At 65.1% G+C, this 19830-nt stretch carries 17 protein-coding genes; 5 read left to right on the forward strand and 12 right to left on the reverse strand.

Features of this window, described 5'->3' with window-relative positions:
- The 5 genes from VSX79_RS09765 to VSX79_RS09785 form a co-directional block, all read right to left on the reverse strand.
- Positions 1 to 540 (reverse strand): DUF1003 domain-containing protein, encoded by a 540-nt coding sequence (locus tag VSX79_RS09765; RefSeq protein WP_179495894.1) that lies wholly within the window; start codon positions 538 to 540, stop codon positions 1 to 3.
- A 6-nt stretch (positions 541 to 546) separates the two neighbouring features.
- A complete protein-coding gene (locus VSX79_RS09770) occupies positions 547 to 1248 on the reverse strand; it encodes an NnrU family protein (RefSeq protein WP_179495892.1) in 702 nt (233 codons plus the stop codon).
- Positions 1249 to 1460: 212 nt separating this feature from the next.
- Positions 1461 to 2771 carry an amidohydrolase family protein gene (locus tag VSX79_RS09775; RefSeq protein ID WP_179495889.1) on the reverse strand — a complete coding sequence of 437 codons (1311 nt, stop codon included), beginning with the start codon at positions 2769 to 2771 and terminating at the stop codon, positions 1461 to 1463.
- Entirely contained in the window at positions 2768 to 4171 is a 1404-nt protein-coding gene (locus VSX79_RS09780) for an amidohydrolase (RefSeq protein WP_179495887.1), read from the reverse strand. Before VSX79_RS09780 ends, VSX79_RS09775 begins: the two co-directional genes overlap by 4 nt.
- Positions 4172 to 4174: 3 nt before the next feature.
- Positions 4175 to 5794, reverse strand: a complete 1620-nt coding sequence (locus VSX79_RS09785; RefSeq protein WP_179495885.1) for a peptide MFS transporter — start codon at positions 5792 to 5794, stop codon at positions 4175 to 4177.
- A 185-nt stretch (positions 5795 to 5979) separates the two neighbouring features.
- On the opposite strand from VSX79_RS09785, the gene VSX79_RS09790 reads away from it, so the two are divergent.
- The 3 genes from VSX79_RS09790 (at position 5980) to VSX79_RS09800 (ending at position 9118) form a co-directional block, all read left to right on the forward strand.
- Positions 5980 to 6561 carry a nitroreductase family protein gene (locus VSX79_RS09790; protein WP_326913247.1) on the forward strand — a complete coding sequence of 194 codons (582 nt, stop codon included), beginning with the start codon at positions 5980 to 5982 and terminating at the stop codon, positions 6559 to 6561.
- Between the two features lie 71 nt (positions 6562 to 6632).
- A complete protein-coding gene (locus VSX79_RS09795; protein WP_179495881.1) occupies positions 6633 to 6980 on the forward strand; it encodes a GntR family transcriptional regulator in 348 nt (115 codons plus the stop codon).
- A gap of 311 nt (positions 6981 to 7291) precedes the next feature.
- Positions 7292 to 9118 (forward strand): DUF885 domain-containing protein, encoded by a 1827-nt coding sequence (locus VSX79_RS09800; protein ID WP_326913248.1) that lies wholly within the window; start codon positions 7292 to 7294, stop codon positions 9116 to 9118.
- A 55-nt stretch (positions 9119 to 9173) separates the two neighbouring features.
- Here VSX79_RS09800 and VSX79_RS09805 read toward each other — a convergent pair whose 3' ends face one another.
- The 3 genes from VSX79_RS09805 to VSX79_RS09815 form a co-directional block, all read right to left on the reverse strand.
- Positions 9174 to 10241, reverse strand: a complete 1068-nt coding sequence (locus VSX79_RS09805; RefSeq protein ID WP_326913249.1) for a L,D-transpeptidase family protein — start codon at positions 10239 to 10241, stop codon at positions 9174 to 9176.
- Positions 10242 to 10326: 85 nt separating this feature from the next.
- Positions 10327 to 11652 carry an HD-GYP domain-containing protein gene (locus VSX79_RS09810; protein WP_326913250.1) on the reverse strand — a complete coding sequence of 442 codons (1326 nt, stop codon included), beginning with the start codon at positions 11650 to 11652 and terminating at the stop codon, positions 10327 to 10329.
- Between the two features lie 93 nt (positions 11653 to 11745).
- On the reverse strand, positions 11746 to 13134 hold the full coding sequence (locus tag VSX79_RS09815; protein ID WP_326913251.1) for a helix-turn-helix domain-containing protein: 1389 nt from the start codon (positions 13132 to 13134) through the stop codon (positions 11746 to 11748).
- 141 nt (positions 13135 to 13275) lie between these two features.
- Here VSX79_RS09815 and VSX79_RS09820 point away from each other — a divergent pair, with 141 nt between their 5' ends.
- Positions 13276 to 14868, forward strand: a complete 1593-nt coding sequence (locus VSX79_RS09820) for an isocitrate lyase (protein ID WP_326913252.1) — start codon at positions 13276 to 13278, stop codon at positions 14866 to 14868.
- Between the two features lie 145 nt (positions 14869 to 15013).
- Here the strand turns inward: VSX79_RS09820 and VSX79_RS09825 are convergent, their stop codons facing one another.
- Positions 15014 to 16000, reverse strand: a complete 987-nt coding sequence (locus VSX79_RS09825; protein ID WP_326913253.1) for a TerC family protein — start codon at positions 15998 to 16000, stop codon at positions 15014 to 15016.
- 66 nt (positions 16001 to 16066) lie between these two features.
- Positions 16067 to 16261, reverse strand: a complete 195-nt coding sequence (locus tag VSX79_RS09830) for a DUF465 domain-containing protein (RefSeq protein WP_179495867.1) — start codon at positions 16259 to 16261, stop codon at positions 16067 to 16069.
- A gap of 241 nt (positions 16262 to 16502) precedes the next feature.
- Between VSX79_RS09830 and VSX79_RS09835 the strand changes: the two genes are divergently transcribed.
- The gene (locus tag VSX79_RS09835; protein WP_326913254.1) at positions 16503 to 17270 is read left to right on the forward strand and encodes a crotonase/enoyl-CoA hydratase family protein; all 768 of its coding nucleotides are present in this window, start codon (positions 16503 to 16505) and stop codon (positions 17268 to 17270) included.
- Between the two features lie 197 nt (positions 17271 to 17467).
- Here the strand turns inward: VSX79_RS09835 and VSX79_RS09840 are convergent, their stop codons facing one another.
- Both VSX79_RS09840 and VSX79_RS09845 read right to left on the reverse strand, forming a co-directional pair.
- Entirely contained in the window at positions 17468 to 18289 is an 822-nt protein-coding gene (locus VSX79_RS09840; RefSeq protein ID WP_257018097.1) for a helix-turn-helix domain-containing protein, read from the reverse strand.
- A gap of 220 nt (positions 18290 to 18509) precedes the next feature.
- The gene (locus VSX79_RS09845) at positions 18510 to 19826 is read right to left on the reverse strand and encodes an amidohydrolase (RefSeq protein WP_373562772.1); all 1317 of its coding nucleotides are present in this window, start codon (positions 19824 to 19826) and stop codon (positions 18510 to 18512) included.
- Positions 19827 to 19830 lie beyond the last annotated feature (4 nt).

The raw sequence follows: 19830 nt of genomic DNA on the forward strand, positions 1-19830 counted from the left end.
CTACCCGTCGTCCCCATCCATCCGCGCGCACAGCGCATCGATCTTCACCGCCAGTTCGGCGATCCGCATCTGGTCGATCTTTTCGTGCAGCCGCATGATCTCCAGCTCGGCGCGCAGGTTGATCTCGTAATCGACGCTCGCGGTCAGCCGGTCTTTCGCTGCCTGCCGGTTCTGGCTCATCATGATGATCGGCGCCTGCACCGCCGCGAGCGTCGAGAGCAGCAGATTGAGGAAAATGAAGGGATAGGGGTCGAACGCCAGCCCGAAATGCTGGAGCACTTCCGAATTGAGCAGCATCCAGCCGAACAGGATGAGCGCGAAGGCGATGATGAAGCCCCACGACCCGCCCACGGCAGCAACCTTGTCGGCGAGCCGGTCGCCCGCGCTTGCCTGTGCATCCTCGATATCGGCGGCATCGCGGCTGCTCGGCGCGCGCTGCCCGATCGCCTCGACCACCCGGCGCTCCGCAACATCGAGCTGGTCGAAGGCCCGCCCGAGCAACCGCAGCGACAAATCGTTGAGATGCGTGCTCGTATTCATTCCACCCTATCCGACCCATCGCCAGATGCCGGCGACCATATAGCCGAGCGCACCATGCGCCCATGTCGCTGCGATCCAAAGCAATATCCCGCCAAAGAGCGCGTGCGGCCGCGGGATCGTGTCGCTCCACGGCGCCGCGCCGGCGACCTGCCGCGCATAGGGCATGAAGCTTGTTCGCGCCGCCCAGCCGCGCCAGGCCTCGCCCATCAGCCGCGCCTTTTTCGCATCCTGCCCTGCCGAGCCCACGAGCGCGAGGAAGGCAATCGTCGCGGAGAGCGCGATCTGTCCCGGCGTGGGCACCACCATGACATGCGCAATTGCCCAAAGCGCGAAACCCCACATCATCGGGTGCCGCGTGATCGCGAACACCCCGCGCGGGGCGGCTGCCGCGTCCCGCGCGGCGTGCGGCGCGGGCAGCGCCGGATTGCCGATCAGCGACCCGATGAACAGGATGCTCGCGAACAGCACGATCAGCGAGGCGAGTATCCACAGCGGGTCATCGACGATCCACAAGGGCGGCTCGGGCGGCATCCCGCGCCACGCCTGCACCACCAGGATCAGCGTCGCGATCGCGACCACCGAATAGACGATCTGGAACCCGCGCTCCCCCAGCCGCCCCGCGAGCCCGTCGCGAAGCGGGTGCGACAGGACAAGATGCGATCCGACGAACAGGACGCAGGTGACGATCAGAAGCGACATCGGTTGCATGGCGAATTCCCTCATCGAGCAATATTGCTCGACGCCGAGGCCGCGTCAGCTTGCGAATCGCGACGGCGTCGCCGGCACCATCCGCCACAAAGATAACAGCGTCAACATGGCGCGTAACTATTCCGCGCGCACCGCTCGTCATCCCGGCGAAGCCTGCCCTGAGCGCCTGCAAGTCGGTCGAAGGGGCCGGGATGACGAAGTGCAAGACGGACCTACCAGTCGTATGCGTTGGGCAGCGCCCCTTCCTGCGGGGTTTCGTACCGGTCGCGCAGCCGGTCCTGCCGCGTCGTCAGCGACTGCGCCTTGCCGTCGATCCACACCGCGGTCGGCCGGCTACCGAGTTCGAGCGGATCATTGTCCCAGATCACGACGTCGCCGGCGCGGCCCGGACGCAGCGACCCGATGCTGGCCTCCATGCCGACCGCGCGCGCGGGCACGCTGCTGATCGAGGCGAAGGCCTGATCCCAGCTCAGCCCGCTCGCGCCCGGCACGCGCGCAAGGCCGACGAGGTTGCCCGCATATTGCGTCGCATAGCCCATCTTGTGCGCGTCATCGTCGTCGAACACGCCGACCGACACATCGACGCCGGCGGCCTTGAGCCGCCCCGCGTTCGACTGTGTCGCGCCGAGCTGCTCGAAGCTCGACGGCAGGTCGGTGAGCGGCGAGACGAGCACGGGCACCTTTGCCGCGGCGATCTCGCGCGCGACGAGCCAGCCTTCGGTCGCGCCGACGAGGACGAGCTTCAACGCGGGGAACTCGCCCTTCAGTTTCAGCACATTGACGATGTCGACCGCGCGGTCGACGCGCACGAACAAAGGCGTCGTCCCGTCGATCACGCGGACGAGCGCGTCGGCGTCGGCGCGCTGGATCATCGCGTCATTGCCCCATTCGGCGAGCACCGCGGGGTTGCGCGCATAGCTGCGCGCCGCGAGCAATTGTTCGCGGAACAACAGGAAGGTCGCGGCACGGCTGCCGCCCGCCTTCGACGCGCCATCTTCACCGAACGCGACATATTGCAGCGCGCGCGGGCGCGTCACCATGTCCATGTCGTCGGCGAGGTCGACGACCGCGCCCTGCCCGGCGAACAGATTGCTGCTGCCCCCCGGCGCGACGATCGCGCGCGTGACGCCCGACGCGCGGTTCACCGCAACGGGCGAGCCCATCGGATTGAGCGCGGGCGCGATGTCGAGCCCCGCCGAAAAGCGCGTGCGCGGCGCCGATCGGTCGTTGGTGCCGCTGACGGCATCGACCTCGGTCAGCCCGACGCGGCTGAACGCCGCGACGATTCCCGGCGTCACATATTTACCCTGCGCGTCGACGCGCTCGATGCCCGCTGGCACGGCGACGCCCGCGCCCGCCGCGACGACCTTGCCGCCGCGCACGACGACGGTGCCGCCCTCGATCGGCGCGCTGCCGTCACCGATGACGAGCTTCGCGTTGGTGATCGCGACGTCCTGCGCCGCCGCCGGAACGGCAGCAGCCATCAAGGAAATCAAAGCGATCCCGGCGAAGAGATTTCTCATTTCACATCTCCTTCGCCCGGCTGGCCCAGCTCGAAATCGCTCACCGGCCGCCGCTTGGGGTCCATCGCGTCGAACATCAACGCGCCGTCGATCCATACCTTTTCGGGGCGCGTATAGGCGCTGAACGGATTGCCGTTCCACAATACGACATCGGCCATCTTTCCGGGCTTCAGGCTGCCCGTCTGCTCGGCGATCCCCAGCGCCTTTGCCGGGTTATACGACAGCCAGGTCCATGCCATCTCGTCGCTGACGTCGATGCCGATCCGGCGCCCTGCGGCGCGCGCCTTGGCCGCTTCCTGGTTCAGCCGCTGGATCTGGTTGGCGTCGTCCGAATGGACGATGGTGCACGCGCCAGCCTTGTAGACGAGCGGGATATTCTCGGGGACCGAGTCATAGGCTTCCATCTTGAAGCCCCACCAGTCCGCCCACATCGCCGAACAAATGCCTTCCTTGGCAAGGATATCGGCGATCTTGTAGCTTTCGACCGCGTGGTGAAAGGTTGACACCTTATAGCCGAATTCTTTCGACATATCGATGACGAGCGCCATTTCGTCGGCGCGGTAGCAATGGTTGTGGATCAGGATTTCGCCCGACAGCACGCCCGCGAGCGTCTCCATCGCGAGGTCGCGGTCGACCGCCTTCCCGTCGTCCATCTTCTTCTTGTAGGCGGCCGCCTTCGCCCAGGTCGCGCGATTGACCGCGAAATTGCCCATGCGGGTCGAGGGCATCCGGCCCTTGCCGCCATAAACGCGCTTCGGATTCTCGCCGCACGCCATTTTCAGGCCATAGGGCGCACCGGGGAATTTCATCCCCTGCACGGTACGCGACGGCACATTCTTGAGCGTGATCGAGCGCCCGCCCATCAGGTTCGCGCTGCCCGGCAGGATCTGCAGGCTGGTGACGCCGCCGTTCGCCAACGCGCGACTGAACCCCGGATCCTGCGGCCAGACGCTATGTTCGGACCAGACCTCGGGGGTGGTCGGTGCGGTGGCTTCATTACCGTCGGAGTGCGCGTCGACGCTGGGCGAGGGATAGTCGCCAAGATGGCTGTGAATGTCGATGACGCCGGGGGTCAGATACTTGCCCGTGCCGTCGATGACATCGGCGTCGGTCGGCAGCTCCATATCGGGGCCGCCTACCGACGTGACCTTGCCACTCGACATCACGATCGACCCATTGTCGATGCGCCCGCCCTCGCCGTCAAAGATGGTGACGCCCTTCACGACCGTCAGCCGCGTCGGATACCCCTTGTAGGTCGACGGATAAGGGTCCTTGTTGAACTTCGCTGGCTTTTCGGCGGGCTTGTCGCTCGCCGAGGCCGTTTCCTTGCCGGTCGCCGCGCAACCGACGAGCGCCAGCGACACCGCAGCCAGCAGGCTGCCCTTCACACCTTTGATCATTGATTACGCCCCTTTGGGATGGGTGCCGGCGGCCTGCGGCTCGCCAAGTTCGCCGCTGCCCGGAATGGCCGGGTCGCGGTCGGCGAGCGTGTCGAGGTGCATCCACTTCTTCACGATCGGCGACAGCGCCAGCACGACGACGCTGACCCCGATGGTAATCAGGCCGATCTGCCAATAGATGCCCAGCGTCGCATCCTTGGTCATCGCGCCGTCATGCCCGCCGGTCGCTTCGCCGATCTTGCCGGCGACGAAATTGCCGACCGCGGTCATATAGAACCAGGCGCCCATGATCAGCGAGGCGAGGAAGGTCGGCGCGAGGCGGTTCATCGCGCTCAGCCCCACCGGCGACAGGCACAGCTCGCCGGTCGTGTGGAGAAGATAGAGCAGGAAGACGAACAGCACCGGCGTCGCCACTTCGGGTCCGACGCTGCTCGCGCCCCACACGAAGACGAGGAAGCCGAGGCCGACCTGCGCCAGCGCCAGCGCGAATTTTGCGGGCGCCGACGGTTCGAGGCCTTTCTTGCCGAGCCATTGCCACAAGGCGGCAAAGACCGGCGCGAACAGGATGATATAGATGGGGTTGATCGACTGGAACACCGACGCGGGCACGCCGCCCTTGTCGACATAGCGGTCGGTATAGAGGTTGAAGCTGCCGCCCGCCTGCTCGAACAGGCCCCAGAACAGCGGATTGAGCGCGATCAGGAACAGGATCGCGAACATGCGCTCGCGCGGTTCCTTGTCGAGCTTGAAGCTCTCGTAAAGCACATAGCCGAGCAGCGCGAGGCCCGAGACGATCAGCAGGTTCTGGATGATATCCTGATACTGGACCAGCGCCCACATCACCGCCACCGCGCCAAGGCCGACGGCATAGATCGTCATTTCCTTGTTGCGCGCGAGCTGCGCCGGGGCTTCACCCGCGCCGAGCAGCACATTCTTGCCGAGCACGAAGACGATCAGGCCGGCGACCATGCCGATGCCCGCAAGGCCGAAGCCATAGGCCCAGCCGATCTTCTGCCCCAGATAGCCGACGAGGATCGTGCCGAGCGCGGCGCCGACGTTAATCCCCATGTAGAAGATGGTGTAGGCCGCGTCGCGGCGCATGTCGGTCAGGCGATAGAGCTGCCCGACCATCACCGAGATATTGGCCTTGAGGAAGCCCGAGCCGACGATGATCAGCGCGAGCGCGAGCCAGAAGACGTTGATCGTCGCATCCTCCTGCCCGCCGACGCCCTCGAATGCCATGAAGAGGTGGCCGAGCGCGAGCAGCACGCCGCCGAACAGCACCGCCTTGCGCTGCCCCAGATAGCGGTCGGCCAGATAGCCGCCGAGCACCGGGGTGATATAGACGAGGCTGGTATAGGCGCCGTAGATCAGGTTCGACTTGCCGTCCGAAAACAGCCAGTGCTGGGTCAGGTAGAAAATCAGCAGCGCGCGCATGCCGTAATAGGAGAAACGCTCCCACATCTCGGCAAAGAAGAGCATGTAGAGGCCCTTGGGATGGCCGGCGAATTCGGGTTTCTTGCTCCCCGCGATCAGCGCCCCGACGGTCAGGAATATCCCCAGCACGACCAGCGCGATCACCGCGATCCAGTCGCCTTCGTCCCAAAGGCCTATATCTTTCATCAAAGCGTCCCTTTTATCGATTATCTTGAACACGGCCTCCCGCCGCGCGAATGGGGCAACCTAGCGCGAAAATTGCGTATGGGAAGAATCTAATTGCGCCTGAAACCGCTTGGGCCGGGCCCAAAACTGTTGCGAATGGTTCGCAACACTTGCGCGGGGGCGCAGAAAAGCCCACATGGCGCACCATGTTCAACGACACCTCCTCGCTCCTCGCCCATCTTTCCACGCGCCGCTCGGGCAAGGCGCGCGACATGGTGGCGCCCGGCCCCGACGACGCCACGCTGCACGACATTATCGCGCTCGCGCTGCGCACCCCCGACCATGGCAAGCTCGCGCCCTGGCGCATCGTCACCATCGCCGACGACCAGCGCGACGCCTTCGCGGCGCTGCTCAAAACGGCATGGGTCGCCGAAAATCCCGGCGCGGCGGGCATGGACCTCTCGGCGCTCGACCAGTTCGCGCATCAGGCGCCGACCTTGCTCGTGCTCCTCTCGACCCCCGTCCCCGGCGCCAAGATCCCCCTGTGGGAACAACAGATGTCGGCGGGCGCCGTCGGCATGAACCTGCTCCACGCCGCGCACGCGCACGGCTTCGTCGGCAGCTGGCTCACCGGCTGGGCGGCGTTCAGCCCCGACGTGGCGGCGGCGTTCGGCGCCGGCGAAGGCGACAAGATCGTCGGCTATTTCTTCTTCGGCACGCCTTCGCGCGACCTCGACGAACGGCCGCGCCCCGAATATGATGAAGTCGTTCGCGTCTGGGAAATTTAGTTTCAGTTTTTCAACCTGAATTGTAATAAGCCGAATTTGACTGTGCTGCTGTCTTATGGCATTAAGGCGGCATGCTCGATCAGTCCAAACCCGTGTACCAGCGTCTGCGCGACGTCATCGCCAACGCCATCCTCGACGGAAGCTATCGCGACGGCGACATGCTTCCCTCGGTGCGTTCGCTCGCTGCGGAAGAAGGCGCGAACCCGCTGACCGTCGCGAAAGCCTATCAGACCTTTCAGGACGAGGGGCTCGTCACGGTCAAGCGCGGGGTCGGCATGTTCGTTGCCGAAGGCGCGACCGAGCGGCTGCGCGACCTGATGCGCGCCGATTTCCTTGCCAATGTATGGCCCCCGGTCGCGCAACAGATGCGCCGCATCGGCCTCGACGCCCGCACGCTCCTCGACATGACCGACGCCTGACGCGTCGCCCGGCTTCGGGGTGGGCAGCGGACGCTTCCACGCCAACCATCGTCATTCGTCATGTCCGCGCAAGCGGGAAACCCGGCGCGGGATCAGCCTGCGCGCGCTCTGGACCACCGCTTTCGCCGGGATGACGAAGTGGCGAAGCCTGCGACCTCCGCCTTCGCCACACCCCCGTTCACCCGGAACAGGATCGCCGCGCGCCCGGATAATCGCATCCGCCTCTTGCGCAGCCGGTGACTTGCTATAACAATACACCCATTGCGGGTCGGCCAGGACGCGCACCCGATCTATCGTCCGGAGAATCGAATATGCTCGAACGTCGTACCCTGCTGGCCGCCGCGGCCGCTTCCTCGCTGCTCGCCGCCATGCGCTCGGCCGCCAACGCCGCGCCGGCCGCGCCCGGAAGCGAAGGGGAGCGGCTGACCGCGATCTACGAACGCATCTATGACATGCTCGTCGATCAGGACCCCGAATTCGCGACCGCGCTCGGCCTCGACAAGGGCGACCGGGCCGCAGCCAAGGCCAAGCTCGCCGACCGCTCGCCCGCCGGCATCGAGCGCGGCCACGATCTCTATCGCACCGGCCTTGCGGAACTGAAAACGATCGACCCCGCGAAACTGTCGGGCATGGACCTCGTCAACTACGAAACCTTCCGCGGGCCGTGGGAGGATTATGTCAAGGCTTACGACAACTTCTCTTACGGACTTCACAGCTGGCCTGAACCGCATCCGGTAACGCAGCTCAGCGGCACCTACCGCTCGATCCCCGACTTCCTCACCAACCAGCACAGCGTCGCGAACGCCGCCGATGCCGAGGCCTATCTTGCGCGCTGCGCCGATTTCGCGGTTCAGCTCGACAATGAAACCGGACGCATCAAGGCCGATCATGCCGCGGGCATCATCCCGCCCGACTTCGTCATCGACCGCACGCTCGCGCTGTTCGACAATTTCTGGAAACCCGTGCCCGACGCGAATATCCTGACCACCAACCTCAAGACCAAGACCGCAGATATCCCGGGCGACTGGGCCAGGCGCTGTGCCGCGCTGGTCGAAAGCAAAATCTATCCCGCGATGCGCCGCCAGGCGGACGAGCTTCGCGCCGTGCGCCCGCGCGCGACCCACGACGCCGGCGTCTGGCGCCTGCCCAAGGGCGACGAATATTATGCCTATGCGCTGCGCTTCGCGACCACGACCGGCATGTCGGCCGAGGAGGTGCACAAGCTCGGGCTCGACCGCATGGCGGCGCTGACCGCCCGCGCCGACACGATCTTCAAGGCGCAGGGCATGACCAAGGGAAGTGTCGCCGAACGCATGCTCGCGCTCGGCAAGGATCCGCGCTTTCTCTATCCCAACACCGACAAGGGCAAGGCCGACCTGATCGCGAAGCTCAACGAGCAGATTCAGGAAATGCAGCGCCGCCTGCCCGAGGCCTTCGGCCGTCTGCCGAAAGCCAAGTGCGACATCCGCCGCGTGCCGCCCGAAATCGAGGCCGGCGCCCCCGGCGGCTATTACCAGATTCCCGCGCTCGATGGCTCACGCCCCGGCGCCTATTATATCAACCTGCGCGACACCGCCGAAAACCCGTCGTGGACGCTGCCGACGCTGACCTATCACGAGGCAACGCCGGGCCATCACCACCAGATCGCACTCGCGCAGGAGGCAGAGGGTATCCCCCGCCTCCGCCGCCTGCCCGCCTATTCGGTCTATACCGAGGGCTGGGGCCTCTACGCCGAGCAGCTCGCCGACGAGATGGGCGTCTATGAAAACGACCCGTGGGGCCAGCTCGGCTATCTGCAATCCTATATGTTCCGCGCCGCGCGCCTTGTCGTCGATACCGGGCTGCACCATTATCGCTGGAGCCGCGAGAAGGCGATCGCCTATTACAACGACTCGCTCGGCACCCCCGAAGGGTCGAACGTCACCGAGATCGAGCGCTACTGCGTGTGGCCGGGCCAGGCGACGAGCTATATGGTCGGGCAAACGCGCTGGGTCGCGATCCGCGAAAAGGCAAAGGCCGCGCTCGGCGACAAGTTCGACCTCCGCGGTTTCCACGACACCGCGCTGTCGGCGGGCGCCATGCCGATCGAGGTGCTGGCAGGCGTGATCGACCGCTGGGTGGCGGCGCAAAAGGCCTGACCGTTATCCGGCGCTTCGCTCCGCGCGGCGGCGAAGCGCCCGATCGGATCTGTCCCTAATTCTGGAAGATGGCGGGCGTTCCGGGTTTGACCATTTGCGCCACCCGGGCGGCATCCCAATTGGTCAGCCTGACGCAGCCATGGCTTTCGGCGCGTCCGATCGTGTGCGGTTCGCTCGTGCCGTGAATGCCGTAATGCGGCTTGTTGAGATCGATCCACACGACCCCGACCGGGCTGTTCGGCCCCGGCTGCAGCACGACCGCCTCCTTGCTGTCGCTCACGTCCCAGAACAGCTCGGGATTGTAGTGGAAGTCGGGATTGCGGCTGACGCCCTTTATCTTCCACGTCCCGATCGGCAGCGGGTCGTGGCGGCTGCCCATCGTCGCGGGGAATTGCGCGACCAGCTTGTCAGCCTCGTCATAGACTTTCAGCACGCCTTCCGATTTGTCGACGACGATTTTGGCGGCCGCGATCTGCTTCGGCGCGACGCCCAGCCGTTCGAGCGTGCCGTTCCAGCCGCGCGGGTCCTCGCCCATCACGGGAACATCGACGTCGGGGATGTTGGGAACGCGAAAGGGGCGCCCCGCGCCGACCAGCGTCGACGGGCTGTTCAGCGCGACCAGTACCTCGGGCGTCGTATGAAAGCGCTCGGCCAATGCCTCGGTCAGGTTGCGATAGCCGAGCGCGGGCAATTTGGCCTGATCGGCGGCATCTTTCGGAAAGGCCGGAACGAACGGCCCCTTCGCGAACCCAGCGGGGATGACGACCATACGCGTCGCCGGGGCCTCGCCGCCCTCTTGCAGCGCGCGTTCGGTCGCCGGGTCGAGTTCGCCGCTCTCCTCCAGCCCGCGCGCCTTCTGGAAACCGCGCAAGGCGGCGACGTAGGACTCGCCTTCCTTGCCGTCGATCACGCCCGGCGAAAAACCAAGACGATCGAGACGGACCTGCGCGCGAAAGACTGGCGGCGCGGCAAAGGGCGGCGCGTCCGTGTCGGCGTCCGCGAACCGGAGCGAGTCCGCATCGGCCGCCTCCGCTGTCGTTGGCGGCTCGCCCGAACGGTCCTGGTCCGGCGCATTGCAGCCCGCGACCAACAGCAGGCAGGGAATAATCGTGATGAATTTCAAAAGCTCGTCCTCGCAGTTCGAGCAGGGTCAACGGCTCGGCGCGCGAAAGGATGCGGAACGGCAGCCTATAAGGCGGATCGCAGGGTCAGCGTGAGACGCTTTCCGGCGCGGGCTGGGCGTCCGGCGCCGCCGCGAGAACCCGGAAGCGCAGGACATCCCAGTCGTGAAAGCGCCAGAAGGTCGGGCTTTCGCGGCCCATGATTCGCGGATGCTCGCTCGACGGGGCGACCGTGCGGTCGACCGGCGCGATCTCGCTCAGCATCGCGCAATCGAAAAAAGCGCGCACGACGACATTTTCGCCCGCCTCGCCCGCGCTGCCGACGACGACCCCCAGTTCGCCTGTCGACAACCGGACGAGTGTGCCGATCGCATGAATGCCCAGGCTGTCGGCAAAGCGGTCGAGCAGCGCGGGGTCGAAATGCCCCTCCCACGTCCGCATTTCGGTCAGCGCCTCGCACGGCGTCCACGCCGCCTTGTACGGCCGGTTCGACGTCACCGCGTCATACACGTCGCAAATCGCCCCCATGCGCGCGGCGAGCGACAGCTCGTCGCCCTTCAGCCCGCCGGGATAGCCGGTGCCGTCGATCTTTTCATGGTGGCGCAGGCAGAGTTCGAGCGCGAGGTCGGGCGCGCCGGCCGAGCTTGCAAGCAAGCGGTGTCCCGCGACCGGATGTTCGCGCACCGACCGCATTTCGCCCTTGGAAAGCCCGCCGGGCTTGTTCAGTATCGCGTCGGACACCGCGACCTTGCCGACGTCGTGGAGCAGTCCGGCGACGCCCATTTCCTCAACCTCCTGGGGTTCGAGCCCCAGGTGGCGCGCGAAATTGATCATCAACGCGCACACCGCGACCGAATGGAGATAGGTATATTCGTCCTTCTCCTTCAGCCGGACCAGGTTGATCAGCGCCTTGGCATCGCGCTCGATCGACGCCCCGATCGAACTCGCCAGCCGGACCATCTGCCGCACCTCGACCGCGCGGCCCAGGCGTGCAGCGTCGAACATGCCCGCGACGGCATCGCGCGTCCGGTCGATCGTCCGCTGCGCGCGACGACACTCGGCGGCATAACCGCGTCGTCGGCGCGGGGTGTCGGCTTCCTCCTGCGCGAAGGCGAAGGTCGTTTGCGCGCGCGGCGCGCGCGTTTCGTCCCGGAACTTCTTGCGAGCCGCCGGCTTGCGGCGCGGTCCCGGCTCCCTTTCGGGTTTGGTCGCTGCCGCCGCCTCGCGCAGCCCGACGCCAAGCGCGTCGTCGATCAGCAGCCCGTCGATCGCCGAATTGCGGATGCGGTCGAGCTGCTCTTCCGTCTCGATGCGGAAATATCGACGCCAGAAGGGATGATCGAACCACGACCCCTCAAAGGCGTGGACGAACATGCCGATTTCGACGTCCTCTCGCTGGATTCGTACAAGCATTTCGGGTCCCGTTGCGGCCGCCTGATAGACACGCACCCTGCTGATAACGACACTATGCGTGCCAGTTTAAGCAAACCCCCATATGCGCGCCGGTCAATCGCCCGCGAAATCAAAGGCGCTCACCCCGCGCTCGCCATCGCGGAACCGCAACGGGCGCCCGCGCGGCGGCATCGATCTTTGGATGCAGCCGGTGCGCGTGCAGCGGCGGCAGCCGAGCCCGATCGGCGTCGCGGGGCTGCGCATCAGATCGACCCCGCGCGCGGCGATCAGCGGCGCCGCCACTTTGGCATCGACGCCGACGCATACCGCAAAGCGCGCGGGCGTGCCGCTGCCCGTTGCGCCCGGTGCCGCGACCGAGCGCGACTGGGTGAACCAGCGCGATCCGTCCTCCAGCTCGACCAGGTCGGCAACCACCTCGCCCGGCCGCGCAAAGGCCTCGTGCACCCCCCACAGCGGACAGCGCGCATCGCCGTCGGTCAGCGGCGACTGGCTCGCGCCGGCGTAACGTTTGCTCCCCTGCCCCGCGCGGTCGATCCGCAGCATGAAAAAGGGCAGCCCGCGTGCGCCGACGCGCTGCAACGTCGTCAGCCGGTGCGCGACCTGCTCATACCCCGCTCCAAAACGCCGCTGGAGCAGCAGCAGGTCGTACCCCGTCGCGTCGCATGCACGCAGGAAGCGGCCATAGGGCATCATCAGCGCCGCGGCGAAATAATGGACCAGATGCCGCTCGAACAGCCGCGCCGCCGCCGCCTCGGCAAATTCGGCGCCCGCGACGAGCGCGTCGATCTCGCCCTTCGCTTCGATCTGCGCCAGCGTCGCCGCGGCCTGAAAAGTCCGCGAGGCGGGGCGCAGCAGCTCGTTCAGCATCAATTGCCGCGCGTGCCAGTCGAGCCAGCGCAGCCGGTCGGGCATCACGTCGCTCGGCAATATGCGGATGCCGAGCTGATGCCGCGTGCGCAAACGCTCGGCAATGGTGCCGTAAAGGTCGCCGCCCGCGAGCCGCAGTTCGTCGGCCAGTTCCTCGGCTTTCGCGTCGAGGTCGGCGAAATGGTTGCGCCATTTCTCGATCGCGCGGCGCACCGCGGCAACTTCGGGCGCATCGCCGTCCCCTTCCACCGGGCCTTCGGGCGCCGCATCGAACAGCCGTGCAAAGGCCGCGGCGGTCGCGGGCGCGGACTGCAGCCACTCCTCGACCTCCTCGGCCCCGATCGCCAGATCGGCGAAGCGCGGGTCGGCAAGCCGGCGCCGCAGCCCCGCCGCGCCCCCCGGCACGTCATCGCCGCCCAGCGTCGCGGCGTCGAACCCGAAGCGTTCGGCGAGCTTCACCAGCACCGTGGCGGAGAGCGGGCGTTGCCCGTTCTCGATCAGGTTGAGATAGCTTGGCGAAATATCGAGCGCCTCGGCCATCCCAGCCTGAGTCATCCCAGCCTCGCGCCGCACCCGCCGCACCGCCGCCCCCCCAAACACCCGCCGCTCCGCCATCGCGTTGTAACTTTCTTTACAAATTTACATGCCAATTTACACCGATACGCCGCATTTCACAAATATTATTGACAAAGCCTTTCACTTTCCGCGGCACCTTCGCCAACTTCCACCCATCACCTCCGCACAAGGACTCGAACGATGGGCTATCAGGAAGACATGGCACAGGCCGGCCGCCTCATCCGCGACTATGACGGCACATGGGACGGCATCAGCGGCGAAAGCGTCGCCCGCATGCGCGCCCAGAACAAGTTCCGCACCGGGATCGACATCGCACGCTATACTGCGCGGATCATGCGCGCCGACATGGCCGCCTATGACGCCGACCCTGCGAACTACACCCAGTCCTTGGGCTGCTGGCACGGCTTCATCGCGCAGCAGAAGATGATCTCGATCAAGAAGCATTTCGGCACCGTCAAGGGCCGCTACATCTATCTGTCGGGCTGGATGATCGCCGCGCTGCGCAGCGAATTCGGCCCGCTGCCCGACCAGTCGATGCACGAAAAGACCAGCGTCCCGGCGCTGATCGAGGAAATCTACACCTTCCTGCGCCAAGCCGACGCCCGCGAACTCGGCGGCCTGTTCCGCGAACTCGACGCCGCGCGCGCCGAGGGTGACGAGCTGAAGGCAAAGCAGATTCAGGCGAGCATCGATAATCACGAAACGCACGTCGTGCCGATCATCGCCGATATCGACGCAGGCTTTGGTAACGCCGAAGCGACGTACCTCCTCGCCAAGAAGATGATCGAGGCGGGCGCCTGCGCGCTCCAGATCGAAAATCAGGTCTCGGACGAAAAGCAGTGCGGCCATCAGGACGGCAAGGTCACCGTTCCGCACGAGGATTTCATCGCGAAGATCCGCGCCTGCCGCTACGCCTTCATGGAACTCGGCGTCGAGGACGGTATCATCGTCACGCGCACTGACAGCCTCGGCGCGGGCCTGACCAAGCAGATCGCTTTCTCGACAGAGCCCGGCGACCTCGCCGACCAGTATAACAGCTTCCTCGATTGCGAAGAGGTCGACGGCGCGGGCAACCCCGGCGACGTGCTGATCAACCGCGACGGCAAGTTGATGCGTCCAAAGCGTTTGCCCTCGAACCTCTATCAGTTTCGCCCAGGCACCGGCGAGGACCGCTGTGTCATGGACTGCATCGCATCCTTGCAGAACGGCGCCGACCTGCTCTGGATCGAGACCGAAAAGCCGCACATCGAACAGATCGCGGGCATGGTCGACCGCATCCGCGAAGTCGTCCCCAATGCGAAGCTCGCCTACAACAACTCGCCGAGCTTCAACTGGACGCTCAACTTCCGGCAGCAGGTGTTCGACGCGTGGGAAAAGGACGGCAAGGACGTCAGCGCCTATGACCGCGCCAAGCTGATGAGCGCCGAATATGACGCGACCGCACTGGGCGAGGAGGCCGACAACCGCATCCGCACCTTCCAGCGCGATGCGGCGAAGCGGGCGGGCATCTTCCACCACCTCATCACGCTGCCGACCTATCACACCGCCGCCTTGTCGACCGACAATCTTGCGAAGGAATATTTCGGCGACGAAGCGATGCTGGGTTACGTCAAGGGCGTCCAGCGCGCCGAGATCCGCCAGGGTATCGCCTGCGTGAAGCACCAGAATATGAGCGGAAGCGACATCGGCGACGACCATAAGGAATATTTTGCCGGCGAAGCCGCGCTCAAGGCCGCGGGCAAAGACAATACGATGAACCAGTTTGCCGCCTGACTAGAGTTCGGCGCGAGGGGCCCGTTGCACCCCCTCGCGCCACCCTCTTGGCGCGGGGCGCCTTGCACAAACGCCCCGCGCCTCCCGAGCTTTCCTGGGGAGGAAAGCCTGTCCGTCGGAAGCCCATGGCTTCCGACGGACATTTTTATTGCGGCGCGGCCACCGCTTCGCCGCGCGTCTTGACGAGTGACCAGATTACCCCGCCCGCGATCAGCGCGACCGTCACGCCAAGGCTGACCAGCGGCGGGAACTTGTCGCCGCCAAGAATGAAATCGGCGACGAATATCTTCGACCCGATAAAGACGAGCACCAGCGCCAGCGCATATTTGAGGTAATGAAATCGGTGCACCATCGCCGACAGCGCGAAATAAAGCGCGCGCAGGCCGAGGATCGCCATGATGTTCGACGTATAGACGATGAACGTATCGGTCGTGATCGCAAAGATCGCCGGCACGCTGTCGACCGCGAACACGAGGTCGGCAAGGTTGATCACCACCAGCGCAAGGAACAAGGGCGTCGCGGCGAGCACGATCTTGCCGGTGTTTGTATCGGGCACACGCACGAAGAACTTCTCGTCGTGCAGCTCGTTCGTGATCGGCATCCGATGCGACAGCCATTTGACGACCGGATTGCCCGCGACGTCCATCGGCTTTTCGCTTGCGAACAGCATTTTCACGCCGGTAAACACAAGGAACGCCGCGAAGATATAGAGCACCCACCCATATTCGGTGACGAGCGCCGCGCCGCCCGCGATCATGATGCCGCGGAGTACGATGACGGCAAGGATGCCCCACAGCAGCGCGCGATACTGGTAACGCGGCGGGATCGCGAACGTCGTGAAGATCAGCGAGATGACGAAGATATTGTCGATCGACAGCGCCTTCTCGATAAAGAAGCCGGTATAATATTGGAGGCCGGCCTCGCCGCCTTTCGCGGCCCAGACCCACGCGCCGAATGCGGTTGCGATACCGATATAGAGCAGCGAGAGCTTCAGGCTCTCCCCTATCCCCATTTCCTTGTTTTCCTTATTGAGGATCCCGAGGTCGAAAGCGGTCAGCGCCACAACGAGCGCAAGGAACGACAGCCAGAACCAGGCCGGGGTACCCAGCCAGTCGGCAAACAGAAATTCCATGGTCTTTTCCCTGGATATGCCGGGGGCGCCGCCTTCCGGCAGCGCCCCCGATCTTCATTTTGGGGGTTAGCGGGCTAGCGTCGGGCGCAGCGACGGCCGGAGGGTCAACGCTGCGAGCCGCTCCTTGACCGCGAGCTTCAGCGTTTTCAGGCGCAGCAAGCGAAATGGGTCGGCACCACGCCGGCGTATCTCGCGGCGTTCGGCATCGTCGAGCTGCCGATGCAGTACGGTCAGCCGATAGAAATTGGGATTGAATGTCATCGCAAAGGGCCTCCTGATTGAGAAATCAAGCAGGTGACGCCGACGCCGAGACCCCGAAAACAGGGGGGAGATAGGGCCAGAGCATCGGTGTCACCCGATGCGGTCCGACATCACGTGGCGGAAAATATCCCGCCGACGCCAGAGGGGCCCGGCCCGCATTTCTTTTATCTAGGGTCGCAGCGCGCCGCTTGCAAGTCCCCTCGCACCGCGCCACGCTGCGAATTATGGAGGAGGAAGCCCGATGAGCGTTAAGATCGCAAGCGATGGGCCCGTCACGATCGTAACGATAAATCGCCCCGAAAAGCGCAATGCGGTTGACCCCGATACCGCCATTGCGCTGCGCGACACTTTTTCCGCTTTCGCTACCGACGCAGCCGCCAAGGTTGCGATCCTGACCGGGAGCGACGGCCATTTCTGCGCCGGCTTCGATCTCGGCGCCGTCGGCACCACGCGCTACGACCCCGACGGGCCGGGACCGATGGGGCCCACGCGAATGCTGCTCGAAAAGCCGGTGATCGCCGCGGTAGAAGGCCATGCCGTCGCCGGCGGGCTCGAACTTGCGCTCTGGTGCGACCTCCGCGTCGCGGCCGCCAGCGCGGTCTTCGGCGTCTATTGCCGCCGCTGGGGCGTGCCGCTGATCGACGGCGGCACCGTCCGCCTGCCGCGTATTGTCGGACAGGGCCGCGCGCTCGACATGATCCTCACCGGCCGCCCTGTTGCGGCCGAAGAGGCGCAGCGTATCGGCCTTGCGGACCGCGTCGTCCCCGACGGTAGCGCGCTCACGGCGGCGGTCGAGCTCGCGAAACAGGTCGCCGCCTTCCCCCAAATCTGCATGAATAGCGACCGCCTCGGCGCCTACCGCCAGTGGGATTTCGACATCAAAGGAGCACTGGCGCACGAAGCGCACGCCGGTGTCGCCCCCTTGCGCGAGGGCGCGGCGGCGGGCGCAAAACGTTTCACCGAAGGCGCTGGACGCGGCGGCAGCTTCGACGCCTTCAAGTGGGACTGACACCGAAGAGGAGGGTTACCGCTGTACGGATCATTCCAACGTCGCGAAAAAGGACAAAGCGGCCCCCCGGGGCAAGACCGGGGTGCCGAAGTTGGGAGGGCTGTCGTCAACTCGCTTGAGCGCCGGCGTCTCTTCGTCGCCCCGGGGTTGATCTGGGCAAAACGCCACACGATGCCGGCGGTGGAAACTAGCCGCGATCAATCGATACGATTGAAATGCGTCGTTTCCAGTTTTTGACGATTGTCGCTCGACCACACGATCGTTTCGGTCATGGATTTCAAATCTTTGGCGACCGTATAGACGCGCGTCGATACCCGGGTGCCCGCTTTTCCCAACGTCATGACCAACGTGTCCGGCGCGGGCTGGCGCAGCGCGACGGTATCGATGAAACCCATATTACCGGTTATCGGCACGGGAACGCCATCGAGGGCTGCGGTCGATTCCGAATACTTGCTGGAGCCGTCGGGTGCCACGGTCTCGACGCGCGTTGTCCATTTGCCGTCTTGCGATGGCTGGAACGTCATCGTCACCCGTTGAGGCCGTTCCGCCTCGGGCATCAGCGATGCGTCCAGCGCCCAGATTCCGGCCAACGGCGGCTGCGATACCGCGCCGTGAACGGCGCTCGATGTGCCGATCTGGTCGGCGGACGGGTTAGCCGCGACGATCAATCCGACGGCGGCCAGGGGTATTGCGATGAGCATGACGATCATTCCTTTCGAACCGCGAACCCCGACGGTTGCGGTGTGCGCCAAGTCCTCCACAGCCGAGCGCCGTCCCGAAAGATCGATATTTTCGTGACAAGTTTTTTGGAGATCCAGAAGCCGCGCCAATTCGCGGCTGCTGCCGACGCCAGTCTTGCGGCGGGCAGAACGCAGGCGCTCGTTAATCGAGGTTTCCGAACGGCCCAGACGTGCGGCGATGGTCTTGACGGTATGCCCCGCGACCAACAGACGCAAAATTTCCATTTCCCGGTCGGTAAGGCATGCGGACAAGCCGGGAGCAGGTTGATTGGCAGACATGTCCTTCGCTCACCACAGCCTCAACATCAGGTCCATCCCAATTTAATTGGGAAATGGCAGCGGGGCCCGATCGAGCATCGGAATAAGCGGGCGCTGAAGTTTCGTCGGCACGTCGATCCCAAAAGTGGATGCTCCTCAAAACTCCCACCCGGAATCGGCGAGCCGCTCCGTGTCCGCCAACGACTGCCCACCATTTCCCATTCGGGTTTCAGATCGACGGCTATTTCTTCGCCAGCAGCTTCATCGTCATCGCCGTCAGCGCTTCGGTCGCGGTAGAGATTACCGCCGGCGCGTCGGGCGCCCAGAAGGGCGAATGGAGGCTCGGCAAAGTCCGCCCTTCCTTTTTCGCCGCATCATATTCGGCGTGCGGCACGCCGCCGACCCAGACGATCAGGCTCTTGATGCTCTTGTCCTCGCGCCCGAAGCGGCTGAAATCCTCGCCGCCCATCACCGGTGGCATCTGCACGACGCGGTCATCGCCAAAGCTCGTTTTCAGGAACGCGGCCATTTCCTGGGTGAAATCGACCGTGTTGAAAGTCGCGGGCGTATATTCGTCTTTCTGCACCGTCACCACGGGCATGCGGTCCTCGGGAACGCCCGCGGCGATCGCCTCGCCCTTCGCGATGCGCGCGATCCCGTCGAGCAGATGCTCGCGCACCGTGTCGCTATAGCTGCGCACCGTCAGTTGCAGCCGCGCCTCGTCCGAGATGATGTTGTGCTTTGCGCCGGCATGAAAGCTGCCGACGGTCACGACCGCGCTGTCGAGCGGGCTGATTTCGCGCGACACGAGCGTCTGGAGCGCGCCGACGATTCGGCTCGCCAGTACGATCGGGTCTTTCGTCGCCTGCGGATAGGCGCCGTGACCGCCGACACCCTTTACCAATATGTCGACGCTGTCGACATTGGCGAGTGCATAACCCGGCGTATAGCCGATCTTGCCCGCGGGAAACTGCGCCGCGTCGTGGAATGCCAGCACATATTCGGGCTTGGGAAAGCGCGTATAAAGCCCGTCCTCAAGCATCATCCGCGCGCCCGCGCCGCGCTCCTCGGCGGGCTGGCCGATCATCACCAGCGTGCCCGACCATTTCGCCTTGTTCGCCGCCATCAGCCGCGCAACACCGATCCACGCGGCCATGTGCGTATCGTGGCCGCACGCGTGCATCACGCCCGTTTCGACGCCTTCCTTGGTGGTGACGCGCACTTTCGACGCGCCGGGCAGCCCCGTCTGTTCGGTCACCGGCAGGCCGTCCATGTCGGCGCGCACCATCACGACCGGTCCGGGGCCGTTTTCCATTACCGCGACGATGCCGGTGCCGCCGACCCTTTCAGTGACCTTGAAGCCAAGCTTGCGCGCTTCGGCGGCGAGGATGCCCGCCGAGCGGACCTCCATGAAGCTGAGTTCGGGATGCGCGTGCAGATCCTGGTAGATCGCCATCAACGACGGCATCTGCCTTTCAACCTCGCCGCCCAGCGTCTGCGCCGCCGCCGGCATAGCGAGAGCCAGCGCTGCCGCGCCCGTCCATAAAATCCGCATCATCTTT

This window comes from Sphingopyxis chilensis (assembly GCF_035930445.1).
In the GTDB taxonomy this organism is placed as follows: domain Bacteria; phylum Pseudomonadota; class Alphaproteobacteria; order Sphingomonadales; family Sphingomonadaceae; genus Sphingopyxis; species Sphingopyxis chilensis.

Bases quoted from the DNA above. Each gene is read 5' to 3' on its own strand.
- VSX79_RS09765 (WP_179495894.1), bottom strand. From the start codon at position 540: ATGAATACGAGCACGCATCTCAACGATTTGTCGCTGCGGTTGCTCGGG.
- VSX79_RS09770 (WP_179495892.1), bottom strand. From the start codon at position 1,248: ATGCAACCGATGTCGCTTCTGATCGTCACCTGCGTCCTGTTCGTCGGA.
- VSX79_RS09775 (WP_179495889.1), bottom strand. From the start codon at position 2,771: ATGAGAAATCTCTTCGCCGGGATCGCTTTGATTTCCTTGATGGCTGCT.
- VSX79_RS09780 (WP_179495887.1), bottom strand. From the start codon at position 4,171: ATGATCAAAGGTGTGAAGGGCAGCCTGCTGGCTGCGGTGTCGCTGGCG.
- VSX79_RS09785 (WP_179495885.1), bottom strand. From the start codon at position 5,794: ATGAAAGATATAGGCCTTTGGGACGAAGGCGACTGGATCGCGGTGATC.
- VSX79_RS09790 (WP_326913247.1), top strand. From the start codon at position 5,980: ATGTTCAACGACACCTCCTCGCTCCTCGCCCATCTTTCCACGCGCCGC.
- VSX79_RS09795 (WP_179495881.1), top strand. From the start codon at position 6,633: ATGCTCGATCAGTCCAAACCCGTGTACCAGCGTCTGCGCGACGTCATC.
- VSX79_RS09800 (WP_326913248.1), top strand. From the start codon at position 7,292: ATGCTCGAACGTCGTACCCTGCTGGCCGCCGCGGCCGCTTCCTCGCTG.
- VSX79_RS09810 (WP_326913250.1), bottom strand. From the start codon at position 11,652: ATGCTTGTACGAATCCAGCGAGAGGACGTCGAAATCGGCATGTTCGTC.
- VSX79_RS09815 (WP_326913251.1), bottom strand. From the start codon at position 13,134: ATGGCGGAGCGGCGGGTGTTTGGGGGGGCGGCGGTGCGGCGGGTGCGG.
- VSX79_RS09820 (WP_326913252.1), top strand. From the start codon at position 13,276: ATGGGCTATCAGGAAGACATGGCACAGGCCGGCCGCCTCATCCGCGAC.
- VSX79_RS09825 (WP_326913253.1), bottom strand. From the start codon at position 16,000: ATGGAATTTCTGTTTGCCGACTGGCTGGGTACCCCGGCCTGGTTCTGG.
- VSX79_RS09830 (WP_179495867.1), bottom strand. From the start codon at position 16,261: ATGACATTCAATCCCAATTTCTATCGGCTGACCGTACTGCATCGGCAG.
- VSX79_RS09835 (WP_326913254.1), top strand. From the start codon at position 16,503: ATGAGCGTTAAGATCGCAAGCGATGGGCCCGTCACGATCGTAACGATA.
- VSX79_RS09840 (WP_257018097.1), bottom strand. From the start codon at position 18,289: ATGTCTGCCAATCAACCTGCTCCCGGCTTGTCCGCATGCCTTACCGAC.
- VSX79_RS09845 (WP_373562772.1), bottom strand. From the start codon at position 19,826: ATGATGCGGATTTTATGGACGGGCGCGGCAGCGCTGGCTCTCGCTATG.